At 68.4% G+C, this 13,114-nt stretch carries 11 protein-coding genes; 10 read left to right on the top strand and 1 reads right to left on the bottom strand.

Translation table 11 applies throughout. The features are described from left to right. The first annotated feature begins 62 nt into the window (after positions 1–62). From QTN24_RS02855 to QTN24_RS02845, 3 genes are read left to right on the top strand one after another with little or no spacing between them, the layout of a single operon-like run. Complete coding sequence (locus QTN24_RS02855; protein WP_124683409.1) at positions 63–1,595, top strand: leucyl aminopeptidase; 1,533 nt, start codon at positions 63–65, stop codon at positions 1,593–1,595. Between the two features lie 27 nt (positions 1,596–1,622). Continuing rightward, positions 1,623–2,057, top strand: a complete 435-nt coding sequence (locus tag QTN24_RS02850) for a DNA polymerase III subunit chi (RefSeq protein ID WP_124683410.1) — start codon at positions 1,623–1,625, stop codon at positions 2,055–2,057. After that, positions 2,054–2,545, top strand: a complete 492-nt coding sequence (locus tag QTN24_RS02845; RefSeq protein ID WP_313835246.1) for a hypothetical protein — start codon at positions 2,054–2,056, stop codon at positions 2,543–2,545. Before QTN24_RS02850 ends, QTN24_RS02845 begins: the two co-directional genes overlap by 4 nt. Positions 2,546–2,944: 399 nt before the next feature. Here the strand turns inward: QTN24_RS02845 and ilvD are convergent, their stop codons facing one another. Next, positions 2,945–4,618 (bottom strand): dihydroxy-acid dehydratase, encoded by a 1,674-nt coding sequence (ilvD, locus tag QTN24_RS02840; protein WP_313835245.1) that lies wholly within the window; start codon positions 4,616–4,618, stop codon positions 2,945–2,947. A 134-nt stretch (positions 4,619–4,752) separates the two neighbouring features. Between ilvD and QTN24_RS02835 the strand changes: the two genes are divergently transcribed. The 7 genes from QTN24_RS02835 (at position 4,753) to QTN24_RS02805 (ending at position 13,107) form a co-directional block, all read left to right on the top strand. Continuing rightward, positions 4,753–5,697 carry a LysR family transcriptional regulator gene (locus QTN24_RS02835; RefSeq protein WP_313835244.1) on the top strand — a complete coding sequence of 315 codons (945 nt, stop codon included), beginning with the start codon at positions 4,753–4,755 and terminating at the stop codon, positions 5,695–5,697. 51 nt (positions 5,698–5,748) lie between these two features. After that, positions 5,749–6,567 (top strand): prolipoprotein diacylglyceryl transferase, encoded by an 819-nt coding sequence (gene lgt, locus QTN24_RS02830; RefSeq protein ID WP_124683414.1) that lies wholly within the window; start codon positions 5,749–5,751, stop codon positions 6,565–6,567. A 794-nt stretch (positions 6,568–7,361) separates the two neighbouring features. Beyond that, positions 7,362–8,081 (top strand): GntR family transcriptional regulator, encoded by a 720-nt coding sequence (locus QTN24_RS02825; protein ID WP_124683415.1) that lies wholly within the window; start codon positions 7,362–7,364, stop codon positions 8,079–8,081. Between the two features lie 51 nt (positions 8,082–8,132). Continuing rightward, the gene (locus QTN24_RS02820; RefSeq protein ID WP_313835243.1) at positions 8,133–9,554 is read left to right on the top strand and encodes a malonyl-CoA decarboxylase domain-containing protein; all 1,422 of its coding nucleotides are present in this window, start codon (positions 8,133–8,135) and stop codon (positions 9,552–9,554) included. Between the two features lie 106 nt (positions 9,555–9,660). Beyond that, positions 9,661–10,668, top strand: coding sequence for a tripartite tricarboxylate transporter substrate binding protein (locus QTN24_RS02815; protein ID WP_313835242.1), 1,008 nt, complete (start codon positions 9,661–9,663; stop codon positions 10,666–10,668). After that, positions 10,668–11,468, top strand: a complete 801-nt coding sequence (locus QTN24_RS02810; RefSeq protein WP_313835241.1) for an enoyl-CoA hydratase/isomerase family protein — start codon at positions 10,668–10,670, stop codon at positions 11,466–11,468. Before QTN24_RS02815 ends, QTN24_RS02810 begins: the two co-directional genes overlap by 1 nt. A gap of 85 nt (positions 11,469–11,553) precedes the next feature. Next, a complete protein-coding gene (locus QTN24_RS02805) occupies positions 11,554–13,107 on the top strand; it encodes a malonate--CoA ligase (RefSeq protein ID WP_124683419.1) in 1,554 nt (517 codons plus the stop codon). Positions 13,108–13,114 lie beyond the last annotated feature (7 nt).

Below are 13,114 nucleotides of genomic sequence, written 5' to 3'. Positions count from 1 at the left end.
CGCGGATGAAAATCGCGGATAATGGGGGCTTTCTTTTCGACGAGCCCCTGGAAGGAAGCGCGATGGAATTTAGCACAAAAGCCCTGGATCTGAGCAAAGCCGGCCAAAATGGTTTCCTGGCCACCAAGACCGACTGCCTGGTGGTGGGCCTGTTCGAGGGCCAGAACCTTGCCGACGTGGCCAAGGCGCTGGACGTGGCCACCAAGGGGCTGGTGGCGCGTCTGGTGCGCCAGGGCGACTTCGAAGGCAAGCGCGGCACCCAGTTGATGCTGCACGAGGTGGCCGGCATTGGCGCCGCCCGCGTGCTGCTGGTGGGCCTGGGCAAGGAGGCCGAGTTCAGCGACCGCGCCTTTGCCGAAGCCGTGCGCACCGCCATGCGTGCGCTGGGCAGCACGCGCGCTGCCACGGCGCTGTGGTGCCTGGCACAGCAGGTGCCGCCGCAGCGCGACATGACCTGGGGCGTGATCACGACGATCACCATCGTGCGCGAGGCCGGCTACCGCCTGCTGGAGCGCCATCCCGAACTCAAGCGCCCGGCCAAGGGCGCCGGCACGGCCGACAAGCCCACGCTGCGCCGGATCGTGCTGGCCGTGGACGTGGCCGACGGCAAGGCCGCCACCCAGGCCGTGGTACGCGGCACCGCCATCGCCAACGGCATGGAACTGACGCGCGACCTGGGCAACCTGCCGTCGAACATCTGCACGCCGACCTACCTGGCCAATACCGCGCGCGGCATCGCCAAGCGCCACAAGCTCAAGGTGGAGATCCTGGGCCGCAAGCAGATCGAGGCCCTGAACATGGGCGCCTTCCTGGCCGTGACCAAGGGCAGCGTCGAGCCGCCGCAGTTCATCGTGCTGCGCTACGACGGTGCCAGCGCCAAGGCCGCGCCGGTGGTGCTGGTGGGCAAGGGCATCACGTTCGACACCGGCGGCATCTCGCTGAAGCCGGGCGAGGGCATGGACGAGATGAAGTACGACATGTGCGGCGCCGCGTCGGTGCTGGGCACCATCCAGGCCGTGGCCGAGATGGGCCTGAAGCTGAACGTGATTGCCGTGGTGCCCACCTGCGAGAACATGCCGGCCGGCAACGCCACCAAGCCGGGCGACGTGGTGGTCAGCATGTCGGGCCAGACCATCGAGATCCTGAACACGGACGCCGAGGGCCGCCTGATCCTGTGCGACGCGCTGACCTACGTGGAACGCTTCAAGCCGGCCGCCGTGGTCGACGTGGCCACGCTGACCGGCGCCTGCATCATCGCGCTGGGCCACGTGAACAGCGGCCTGTACGCGCGCAGCGACATGCTGGCCGACCAGTTGCTGGACGCCGGCCGCAAGGCCATGGACACCGCCTGGCGCATGCCGCTGGACGACGACTACCAGGACCAGCTCAAGTCGAACTTTGCCGACATGGCCAACATCGGCGGCCGTCCGGCCGGCAGCGTGACCGCGGCCTGCTTCCTGGCGCGCTACACCGAGAAGTACGACTGGGCCCACCTGGACATCGCCGGCACCGCCTGGAAGAGCGGCGCGGCCAAGGGCGCCACGGGCCGCCCGGTGCCGCTGCTGACGCAGTTCCTGATGGACCGCGCCGCGTAAGCGGCCGACAGGGCAAGGCAGCCATCCATGACGCGCATCGACTTCCACAGCAACGTGCCGGATACGTTGGCCTACGTCTGCCGCCTGGTCCGCAAGGCGTACGGCGCCGGGCAGAAGGTCGTGGTCTACGGCGCGCCCCAGCAGCTGGGGCAGCTCGACGCGCGGCTGTGGTCGTTCTCGCCGCTCGACTTCCTGCCGCACTGCGGGCTGGACAGCCCCAATGCGGCGGTGACGCCGATCATCCTGGCGGCCACGCTGGACCAGGTGCCGCACCACCAGTTGCTGGTGAACATCGCGGCGGAAGCCCCGCCGCAGTTCGCCAGCTTCGAGCGGCTGATCGAGGTGGTCGGCGCGACGCCGGACGCCCGCGACGCCGGCCGCGAACGCTATCGCTTCTACCGTGAGCGCGGCTACCCGCTCACGCACCATGACATCGGGCAGGCCAAGGGAGAATCGGCATGAGCGAACGCACGACTTCGCGGGTGATCCCGCGCCTGGGGCCCAACGACAGCGTGCCGCTGCTGACGGAAATCGTCGAGCTGCCGGACACGGTGTTCGAGGCGCCCCCGGCCGCCCGGCCCGGAGCGGCGGTGATCGACACGGCGGACATGCCCGATTCGGGCCTGGTAACGGCCGTGGGAGACACCGAGTCGCTGCCAGACATCGTCACGGCGCCCGACACCGAACCACTGGCCGACCCCGCGGCCTTCCAGCCCGGCGAGGACGACCTGCGCGCTGTTCGCACCGAACTGCTGACACGCGTGATGATGCGCTTTCGCACCGAATGGCCGCAGGTCGTGGAAGCCCACACCGAGGCCACGTTGCAATCACGGCTGGCCCCCCTGACCGCCCAGCTCGCCAGCGAACTGACCCAGGCCCTGGAAGCCCGCCTGGTCGAATGGCTCGACGCCACGCTGGAAGAAATCGAACGCGACCCAGGCGGGGTTTAGCGGCATCTTCTGGGTTGGTTTGCTCCCCTCACCCGCAACGCGGGAGAGGGGAGCAAAAAGCCAGTGAAGACTTCGACCTGACCCAATGTTTTCTCCCCTCTCCCGCAACGCGGGAGAGGGGCCGGGGGTGAGGGCAGGCGGTGCTAACTGCGACAAGTCAGCAAGCAGACCCTCAACGCCCTCTCCCCCAACCCCTCTCCCGCACGCGGGAGAGGGGAGCAAAAAGCCGGTGGAGACTTCGACATTGACCCAATGTTGTCTCCCCCGCAGCGCGGGAGAGGGGAGCAAAAAGCCAGTGGAGACTTCGACATTGGCCCGCTGTTGTCTCCCCTCTCCCGCAACGCGGGAGAGGGGCCGGGGGAGAGGGCCAGCAGTGCTAACTGCGACAAGCCAGCAACATCAATCCGTCACCGCCCCCTTGCTGGCCGTCGATGCCAGGCGGGCGAACTTCGCCAGTACCCCGCGCGTGTAGCGTGGCGCCGGTTGTTGCCAGCTGGCGCGGCGGCGGGCCAGTTCGTCGTCGGGAACGTTCAGTTGCAGCAGCAACTGGTGCGCGTCGATCGTGATCGAATCGCCTTCCTGAACCAGCGCGATGTTGCCGCCCACGTGGGCTTCGGGGGCGACGTGGCCCACCACCATGCCCCAGGTGCCGCCCGAGAAGCGGCCGTCCGTAATGAAACCCACCGACTCGCCCAGCCCCTTGCCGATGATGGCCGACGTAGGCGCCAGCATCTCGGGCATGCCCGGGCCGCCCTTGGGCCCCAGATAGCGCAGCACGAGGATGTCGCCGGCCTGGATCTTGTCGGCCAGGATGGCTTCCATCGCGCTCTGCTCGTTCTCGAACACGCGTGCCGGCCCGGTGATGACCGGATTCTTGAGGCCCGTGATCTTGGCGACGGCGCCTTCCTCGGCCAGGTTGCCCTTGAGGATGGCCAGGTGACCCTGCTTGTACAGCGCCTTGTCGATCGGCATGATCACGTCCTGGTCGGCGCGCGGCTGGTCGGCCACGTGCTCCAGTTCCTCGGCCAGCGTGCGGCCGGTGATGGTCAGGCAGTCGCCATGCAGCAGCCCGGCGTTGAGCAGGATCTTCATGACCTGCGGGATGCCGCCCGCGCGGTGCAGGTCGGTGGCCACGTAGGCGCCCGACGGCTTCAGGTTGCAGATCACCGGCACGCGGCGGCGGATGCGCTCGAAATCGTCGATCGTCCATTCCACCTCCGCCGAGTGCGCGATCGCCAGGTAGTGCAGCACCGCGTTGGTCGAGCCGCCCGTGGCCATGATCAGCGACACGGCGTTCTCGATCGACTTGCGCGTGATGATGTCGCGCGGCTTGATGTCGCGCTTCACGGCCTCCACCAGCACGCGGGCCGATTCGGCCGCGCTGTCCACCTTTTCCTGGTCCGGGTTGGCCATGGTCGACGAATACAGCAGCGACATGCCCAGCGCCTCGAACGACGAGCTCATCGTGTTGGCCGTGTACATGCCGCCGCAGGACCCCGTGGACGGGCACGCGTTGCGCTCCACGCCCTCGAAATCCTCCTCGCTCATGCGCCCGGCCGTGAACTCGCCGACGGCCTCGAACGACGACACGATGGTCAGGTCCTTGCCCTTCCAGTTGCCGGGCTTGATCGTGCCGCCATAGACGTAGATGCCGGGCACGTTGGTGCGGGCCAGCGCGATCATGCCGCCGGGCATGTTCTTGTCGCAGCCGCCGATCACCACCACGCCGTCCATCCACTGGCCCTGCGCGGCCGTCTCGATGCAGTCGGCGATCACTTCGCGCGAGATCAGCGAGTACTTCATGCCCTCGGTGCCCATCGACATGCCGTCGGAGATCGTCGGCGTGCCGAAGATCTGCGGGTTGGCGCCCGAGGCCCGGATGGCTTCCACGGCCGCGTCGGCCAGCCGCTGCAGGCCGGCGTTGCACGGCGTGATCGTCGAATGGCCATTGGCGATGCCGACCATCGGCTTGTCGAAGTCTTCCTTCTGGTAGCCCAGCGCGTAGTACATCGACCGGTTTGGGGAGCGCGCCACGCCTTGCGTGATGTGCTGGGAGCGTTTGTTGAAAGCCATGGGGTCTCTCCGGGGGAATGTCGTTGTTGTGCCGCAGAGCATGCGCCTTGCCATTTTGCGTGTCCAATATATTATTCGACCGTTATTGAGTCGAAAAACCTATCAATCCGACTGGATTCGGGGAGGCACCGCGCTTGGACCTGCGCCAGTTGCGCTACTTCGTCACCGTCGCCGAGGAGCTCCATTTCGGACGCGCCGCGCGCCGGCTCGCCATGACCCAGCCGCCGTTGTCGCAGCAGATCCAGGCGCTGGAGGCGGAAATCGGCGTGCCGCTGTTCGTGCGCACCCGCCGCTCGGTGATGCTGACCCCGGCCGGCCAGCAGTGGCTGCCCGAGGTGCGCCGGGTGCTGGCCGATGCCGCCGCGCTGCCCGGCCTGGCCCAGCGGCTGGCGCGCGGCGAGGTGGGGTCGCTGGCGCTGGCCTTTGTCAGCACCGCCGACTACGGCATCCTGCCCGAGTTGCTGCGGCATTTCCGTGCACGGCATCCGGACGTCCAGTTGCAGCTGCGCGAGGCCACCAGCGACGTCCAGCTCGAAGCGCTGGCCGACGGGGCCATCGACGCCGGGCTGGTCATCCGCCCGCAGCTTGCCGTGATGCCGCACGGGCTGTCGTACCTGCCGCTGGTGCGCGAGCCGCTGGTGCTGGCCGTGCCCGATGGCTGGCGGCCGCCCGGCGCGCGGCAGGTGCCGGCGCAGGTGTCGCTGCGCGACGCCGCGCGCGAGCCGCTGATCATCTTCCCGCGCCGAAGCGCGCCGGCGTTTTATGACATCATTACGGGCTACTATGCGCGCGACGGCCTGACGCCGGTGATCGCCCAGGAGGCCATCCAGATGCAGACGATCGTCAGCCTGGTGTCGGCCGGCATGGGCGTGGCGCTGGTGCCCGCGTCGCTGTGCAACCTGCGGCGCACCGGCGTGTCGTACCTGGCGCTGCGCGATGCCGGCCCCGAGATCGAGACCGGGCTGGCCTGGCGCGAAGGCGCCGCCGGCGTGGCCCCGGTGCTGCGGTCGTTCATCGACATCGCCACGGGGCTGGCCGGCGCCATCGGCCTGACGCATGGCCGTGAGACAACTACATAGCGCGGCCCGCCCCGCGCTCAACCTGACCGCTTTCTCTCCCCGCTTCCAAACATGCTCGTTCATCCGCAATTCGATCCGGTTGCCATCCACCTGGGGCCGCTGGCCATTCGCTGGTACGGACTGATGTACCTGGCCGGCTTCATCATGTTCCTGTGGTTCGGCCGGCTGCGCATCCGCCAGCCGCACGTGGCGGCGCGCGGCTGGGTCACGCGGGACCTGGACGACATGCTGTTCTACGGCGTGCTCGGCGTGATCCTGGGCGGCCGGCTGGGCTACGTGCTGTTCTACAAGCCAAGCTACTACCTGACCCATCCGCTGGAAATCTTCAAGGTCTGGGAGGGCGGCATGGCCTTCCACGGCGGGTTCCTGGGCGTGCTGGTGGCGATGTGGGTGTTCGCCAAGGTGCGGCGGCGCCATTGGATGGAAGTGACAGACTTCATCGCGCCGCTGATTCCGTGCGGGCTAGCCGCCGGGCGCATCGGCAACTTCATCAACGGCGAGCTGTGGGGCCGCGCCACGGACCTGCCGTGGGGCATGATCTTCCCGCAGGCCGGCGACAACATCCCGCGCCATCCGTCGCAGCTCTACCAGTTTGCCGGCGAGGGCGTGGCGCTGTTCATCATCCTGTGGCTGTTTGCACGCAAGCCGCGGCCGATGGGCGCGGTGTCGGGCGTGTTCCTGATCGGGTATGGCGCGTTCCGCTTCCTGGCCGAATTCACGCGCGAGCCGGACAGCTTCCTGGGCCTGCTGGCGCTCAAGCTGTCGATGGGCCAGTGGCTGAGCCTGCCGATGGTGCTGGCCGGCGTGCTGATGCTGGTCTGGGCCTACCGCCGCCAGGCAAACGGCGCCGCCGCTGGCGCGGCGCGCTGAAGGCCTTCCTGTTTCAGTTCTGCAACCAGGTGGCGCACCGTTTCCGTGCGCCGCCGAACGCATTCCCGTCCCGCTATGTACCGTTTTCGGCATATTTAGGGGCTGGGTTGCCTACGATACAGGCAGCCGCGTAACCAAGCTCGTATCGGCGAAGATACATCCTGTTACATACCATAGCCCGTGTCACAAGTTGTGTTTCGTCCGCCTCAATGAAATCAAGGACTTGGCGACGGTGGCACGGTCCTCGCTATGTTGGTTGTTACAAGATGGTCGGGGCGGGCAGCGATCCGCCCGGCATGGCGGCAGGGGGAGGGGCGCACGGCGAGGCGTTCGCGCCATGACAACGACGAAAAGCCGAACGGGAAAAGGCACGGGAACATCCGCACTCCATGACGAGTGCTTGATCGGGGTAGGCGTCGGGTTGGCGCCAGTCAAGCAATCCGACCCGCAAGCGTCCGGCCACGCTGCCCGACGCCCATGACAAGACCGCGGCAGTCTTTCACGCGCGGGCGACCGTTCCTGCAGGGAGGTGGGAGCGGTCGCCTGCCGCACCTGTTTTGCCGCGCCGCTATCCCGCCGATATCCGGCCGACATCCCGCCGCCGCGCGCCCGACGCGCTCATGGATTTCCCGCAGTCACCGCCCTTCCAGCCACGCCTGACGCACACCTGCCGCGATGCAGCATCGAAACCGCTTGCGATCGGCCGGACTTCCCGTAATTATGAATTATTGCGGCGTAATCGCCGCTCGGGCGTGCAGTTCCGTTACGGTGTTTTCCGGTCCGAAAGGGGCACGATGCGTATCGTCAGGCAGGCGCTGTACCTGGAGGTGGCGGACCGGCTCCGCACGATGATCGACGACCGCACGCTGCCGCCCGGCGCGTGGATCGACGAGGTGGCGCTGGCGTCCACGCTGGGTACGTCCCGCACGCCGCTGCGCGAGGCGCTCAAGGTGCTGGCCGCCGAGGGGCTGGTGCGGCTGGAGCCGCGGCGCGGCTGCTTTGTCAACGCGCTGAGCGAGCAGGACCTGGACGAGATCTTCCCGCTGATGGCCTTGCTGGAAGGCCGCTGCGCCTACGAGGCGGCCCGCAATGCCACGGAAGCCGACCTGGGCGCGCTGGAGGGCCTGCATGCCGATCTGGCCCGCTACGCGCGCGCGGGCGACATCGACGCCTACTACGAGACCAACTACCAGATCCACGAGGCCATCCAGCGGCTGGCGGGCAACCGCTGGCTGTCGGGCGTGGTCAGCGACCTGCGCAAGGTGCTGCGGCTGTCGCGCCACAAGAGTTTGAAGCTGCCGGGGCGCATCCACGAATCGTGCGCCGAGCACCTGTCGGTGTTTTCTGCGTTGAAGGCACATGACCCGGAAGGGGCCGAGGCGCTGATGAAGACCCACGTGCTGCGCCAGCGTGGCGCGTTGCGCGCGCTGGGGGTGGCCGAACCCGAGGCCGAGCCGGTGCCGCCGCCCGATGCCGCATCGGCCGGCCGCCTGCGCCTGGCCGGGCAGGGCTGACCCGTCACCTTCGATCGATTTCATCGCCAACCGACGCCGCAGGACATCGCCATGACCGCCTTCGATCCCGCAGACCAACAGAAAGTCAGTGCGCCGCTGGAAGCCAGCGAGCCGGTCAGCGACTCGCTGTTCACGCGCTTTGGCCGGTGGTGGGGCCGCAAGGGCGACGAGCCCGGCAAGCCCGGCAAGCCGCCCGCGCCGGCGGCGGAGCAGACGCTGTCCGCGCGCGCCATCAAGCGCCAGCGCGACCAACTCCGCCAGTGTTTCGACGCCCGGCTGACCGATGGCGCGGCCAACGCGGCCGCGCTGGCCTGGCAGGACGCCTACCAGGCCGCGTCCGAGCCGCTGCGCCAGGCCATGCTCGGCGTGCTGGCCGAAGTGGCCGCGGGCCGCGACGCGCCCGGGGCGGCGGGCAGCAGCGCATCGGCCCTGTCGCAGGCGCTGTCGAATGCGCGCATCCGCTTCTTCAAGCGCTTTGCCGCGCACCACGGCCAGCGCGGCGACAGCGCCTGCGGGCTGCATTTCCTGATCCAGTTGCGCGCCGACATGCTGCGCTGGCACAAGCGCATCCCCGGCCTGCGCGAGCTGGACGAGGACCTGGAGGCGCTGTTCTCGAACTGGTTCGACGTGGGCCTGCTGGAGCTGCAGCCCATCACGTGGGATTCGCCGGCGTCGCTGCTGGAAAAGCTGATCCGCTATGAGGCCGTGCACGAGATCGCGTCGTGGACGGACCTGCGCAACCGGCTCGATTCGGACCGCCGCTGCTACGCGTTCTTCCACCCGCGCATCCCGCGCGAGCCGCTGATCTTCGTCGAGGTGGCGTTCGTGCCCGAGATGGCAGCCAACGTGCAGGCGCTGCTGGACGAAGCCGCGCCGCTGGAAGACCTGCGCCGCGTGAAGTGGGCCATCTTCTACTCGATCTCGAACACGCAGGCGGGGCTGCGCGGCGTCAGCTTTGGCAACTTCCTGCTCAAGCGCGTGATCGAGGAGCTGCAGCGCGAATTCCCCAAGCTCAAGCAGTTCGCCACGCTGTCGCCGGTGCCGGGCTTTGCCGACTGGCTGCGCCGGCAGGAGGCCGAGGCGGTGGCACGCATTCTGGGTGACAAGCGGCTGTCGCGCTGGCGCGAGCGCCACGGCGACGCGCCGGCCGACGGCGCGGCGTGGTTCGCGGCGCTGCCGGCCGACGCGCAGGACCCGGTCATCCGCGACACCGCGCTGACGCTGGTGGCGCACTACCTGGTGCGCGAGGGCGGCAAGGGCGTGCCGGCCGATCCGGTGGCGCGTTTCCATCTGGGTAACGGGGCATGTGTCGAGCGCGTGAATTGGGGCGCGGACCTGTCGCGAAAAGGCCGCGCCCAGTCGGGCGGGGTGATGGTGAATTATCTTTACGTGCCCGAGGCGCTGGATGACAATCTGGCTCGTCTCGGCGACGGCAATCCCCGCATCAGCCGTGCGGTGGCCAAGCTGCTGTAGCCCCTGGGTCGGGCACGAACGCCGGGCGGTTTTCTGTCGGGTGGGTTTGCAGTAGGCAGTACTTCGATTGACTTTCCACGCATAGAGTAGAGAGAGGAGACAGTACATGAGTCGTCAGCGCAACCTGACCGCGTTCGCGCGCGTCTTTGCAATCGCCGGCCTGGTCGCCGGCACCGGGGCGAGCCTGTATTCGCCCGCCGTCCAGGCCGCCGATGCGTGGCCCAGCAAGCCCGTCACCGTGATCGTGCCGTTCCCGGCCGGCGGCGGGACCGATGCCTTCGCGCGGCCCCTGACCGCGCAGCTGTCCAAGCAGCTCGGCAAGCAGTTCGTGATCGACAACCGCGGCGGCGCCGGCGGCACGGTGGGCGCGAGCCTGGCGGCCAAGGCCACGCCGGACGGATACACGATCTTCATCGGCGGCGCCCACCATGCCATCGCGCCGTCGTTCTACAAGAAGCTCGACTACGACATCGAGAAGGACTTCATCCCGGTCACCGTGATCGCGCAGCCGCCGCAGGTCATCGTGGTCAATCCGAACAAGGTGCAGGCCAACACGCTCAAGGACCTGATCGCCTACGCCAAGTCGCATCCGGGCCAGCTCAACTACGCGTCGGCCGGCAACGGATCGGCCCACCACCTGGCGGGCGAGCTGTTCAAGCTGCAGACCCAGACCGACCTGGCCCACGTGCCGTACAAGGGGGCCGGCCCGGCGCTGTCCGACCTGATCGCGGGCCAGGTGGACCTGATGTTCGACGGGCTGGGTTCGTCGGCGCAACACATCCGCGCGGGCCGCATCAAGGCGCTGGCGGTGGCGGCCAAGACGCGCTCGGCGGCGTTCCCCAACGTGCCGACCGCGGCCGAGGCGGGCGTGCCGAACTACGAGGTGTCGACGTGGTACGCGCTGTGGGCGCCCAAGGGCACGCCGAAGGAAGTGGTCGACAAGCTCTACGCGGAGACCACCAAGGCGCTGAACAGCCCGGAAATGAAGGCGATCTGGCTGCAGAACGGCTCCGAGATCCCGCAGTTCACGCAGGAACAGTTCGCGCAGTTCCAGCGCGCCGAGATCAAGCGCTGGGCCGAGGTGGTGCAGCGCTCGGGCGCCAAGATCGACTGATGGCCGGCACGGTCACTTTCGCGCGTGAGGGACAGGTGGCCACGGTCACGCTGTCCCATCCGGGCAAGCTCAACGCGATCTCGGCCGGCATGTGGCAGGCGCTGGCCGCCGGGTTTGGCGCGCTGGCCGCCGATGTGGCCGATGGCACCGCGCGCGCGCTGCGCTGCGTGGTGGTGCGCGGCGCCGACGGCGACTTTGCCGCTGGCGCCGACATCGCCGAGTTCCCGACCGTGCGCGGCAATGCCGACGCGGTGCGGCGCTACCACGCCGACACCATCGCCCCGGCGCTGCGCGCCATCGCCGAATGCCCGCTGCCCACGCTGGCGGCCATCGAAGGCGTCTGCGTGGGCGGCGGGCTGGAGATTGCCTGCAACTGTGACCTGCGCATCGCCGCGGCGGGCAGCCGCTTCGGCGTGCCGATCAACCGGCTGGGCTTTCCGATGGCGCCGGGCGAGCTCCAGGGCCTGCTGGCGCTGGCCGGGCGCGCCGTCACGCTGGAAATCCTGCTGGAAGGCCGCGTGTTCGACGCCGCCGAGGCCGCCGCCAAGGGCCTGCTGACGCGCGTGGTGCCCGAGGCTGCCCTGCACGACGAGGTGGCCGCCACGGTGCAGCGCCTGTGCGCGGGCGCGCCGCTGGCCGCGCGCATCAACAAGGCCACGATCCGCCGCCTGTCGCCGGCCCCGGCGCCGCTGACGGCGGCCGAACTGGATGCCCACTTTGCCTACGCCGGCAGCCGCGACCATGCCGAGGGCGTGGCCGCGTTCCTGGCGCACCGGCCTCCGGATTTCACCGGGGAGTAATATGTCGGCCGGCCGGCTATCATGGCCGGCTGCCCAGGCTTTTCCGTTGCCACCCCAGGGCATGCCATTCCAATCGCTCCGTACCATGAACGCCAACCTGTTCGCCCTGTTCGAATCCCGCTTTCCCGAAGACCGCGGCGCCTGCTGCATCGAGACGCACGACGGCCTGTACTACTCCTGGGACGACCTGGACCGTGCCACGGCCAAGATCGCCAACCTGCTGACCGCGCTGACGCTGCCCGCCGGCGCGCGCGTGGCGGTGCAGGTGGAAAAGTCCGTCGAGGCGCTGTGCCTGTACCTGGCCACGCTGCGCGCCGGGCTGGTCTACCTGCCGCTGAACACCGCCTACCAGGAAGCCGAGATCGACTACTTCATCGGCAACGCCGAGCCGGCGGTGGTGGTCTGCAGCAGCGCGAACTTTGGCTGGGTGTCCAAGGTGGCGTTCAAGCACAACACGCACCACGTGTTCACGCTCGACGAGAATCGCACCGGGTCGCTGCTGCAGCGCGCGGCTGCCCAGCCGGACACCTTTGCCACGGTGCCGCGCAAGGAGGACGACCTGGCGGCCATCCTGTACACGTCGGGCACCACGGGGCGCAGCAAGGGCGCCATGCTGACGCACGGCAACCTGGCGTCGAACGCGCAGACGCTGCATGCGTACTGGGGCTGGCGCAGCGACGACGTGCTGCTGCACATGCTGCCGATCTTCCACGTGCACGGCCTGTTCGTGGCGTCGCACGGCGCGCTGCTGGCCGGCGCCAAGATGATCTGGGCGCCCCGGCTGGACATGGGCCAGCTACTGAAATTCATCCCGCGCAGCACGGTCATGATGGGCGTGCCGACGTACTACGTGCGCATGGTGCAGGAGCCGCGCTTCGACCAGGACCTGTGCCGCAACATGCGGCTGTTCGTGTCGGGCTCGGCGCCGCTGCTGCTGGAAACATTCGACGCATTCCGCGAGAAGACCGGCCATACGATCCTGGAACGCTACGGCATGAGCGAGACCGTGATGCTGGTGTCGAATCCGTACGATGCGGCGCTGGGCGAGCGCATCGGCGGCACCGTCGGCATGCCGCTGCCGGGCGTGTCGGTGCGTGTGATGGATGGGGAAGGGCGGCTGTGCGAGCCGGGCGTGATCGGCAATGTCGAGGTCAAGGGCCCGAACGTGTTCAAGGGCTACTGGCGCATGCCGGAAAAGACCGCCGAGGAATTTACCGCCGATGGCTGGTTCAAGACCGGCGACGTGGGCCGCTTCGGCGGCGCCATCGTCAGCCAGGCCGGCGAACGCAAGGTGCCGGACCAGTACCTGACCATCGTCGGCCGCAGCAAGGACCTGATCATCTCGGGCGGCTACAACGTCTACCCGAAGGAAATCGAGAGCTTTATCGACGAGATGCCGGGCGTGGCGGAGTCCGCCGTGATCGGGGTGCCCCATGCCGACTTTGGCGAGGCCGTGGTGGCCGTGGTGGTGCGCAAGCCCGGTGCCGACATCGACGAAGCCGGCATGATCGGCACGCTCAAGGGCCGCATCGCCAACTTCAAGGTGCCCAAGCGCGTGCACGTGGTGGACGAACTGCCGCGCAACACGATGGGCAAGGTCCAGAAGAACGTACTGCGCCAGCAGTTTGCGGGCATCTGAGGCCCGC

The sequence above is a fragment of the Cupriavidus sp. SZY C1 genome (assembly GCF_032190535.1).
Lineage (GTDB): Bacteria > Pseudomonadota > Gammaproteobacteria > Burkholderiales > Burkholderiaceae > Cupriavidus > Cupriavidus pauculus_C.
The sequence above is the reverse complement of the archived record's forward strand: the minus strand, read 5'-3'. Positions and strand labels throughout refer to the sequence as shown.

Bases quoted from the DNA above. Each gene is read 5' to 3' on its own strand.
- QTN24_RS02855 (WP_124683409.1), top strand. From the start codon at position 63: ATGGAATTTAGCACAAAAGCCCTGGATCTGAGCAAAGCCGGCCAAAAT.
- QTN24_RS02850 (WP_124683410.1), top strand. From the start codon at position 1,623: ATGACGCGCATCGACTTCCACAGCAACGTGCCGGATACGTTGGCCTAC.
- QTN24_RS02845 (WP_313835246.1), top strand. From the start codon at position 2,054: ATGAGCGAACGCACGACTTCGCGGGTGATCCCGCGCCTGGGGCCCAAC.
- ilvD (WP_313835245.1), bottom strand. From the start codon at position 4,618: ATGGCTTTCAACAAACGCTCCCAGCACATCACGCAAGGCGTGGCGCGC.
- lgt (WP_124683414.1), top strand. From the start codon at position 5,749: ATGCTCGTTCATCCGCAATTCGATCCGGTTGCCATCCACCTGGGGCCG.
- QTN24_RS02825 (WP_124683415.1), top strand. From the start codon at position 7,362: ATGCGTATCGTCAGGCAGGCGCTGTACCTGGAGGTGGCGGACCGGCTC.
- QTN24_RS02820 (WP_313835243.1), top strand. From the start codon at position 8,133: ATGACCGCCTTCGATCCCGCAGACCAACAGAAAGTCAGTGCGCCGCTG.
- QTN24_RS02815 (WP_313835242.1), top strand. From the start codon at position 9,661: ATGAGTCGTCAGCGCAACCTGACCGCGTTCGCGCGCGTCTTTGCAATC.
- QTN24_RS02810 (WP_313835241.1), top strand. From the start codon at position 10,668: ATGGCCGGCACGGTCACTTTCGCGCGTGAGGGACAGGTGGCCACGGTC.
- QTN24_RS02805 (WP_124683419.1), top strand. From the start codon at position 11,554: ATGAACGCCAACCTGTTCGCCCTGTTCGAATCCCGCTTTCCCGAAGAC.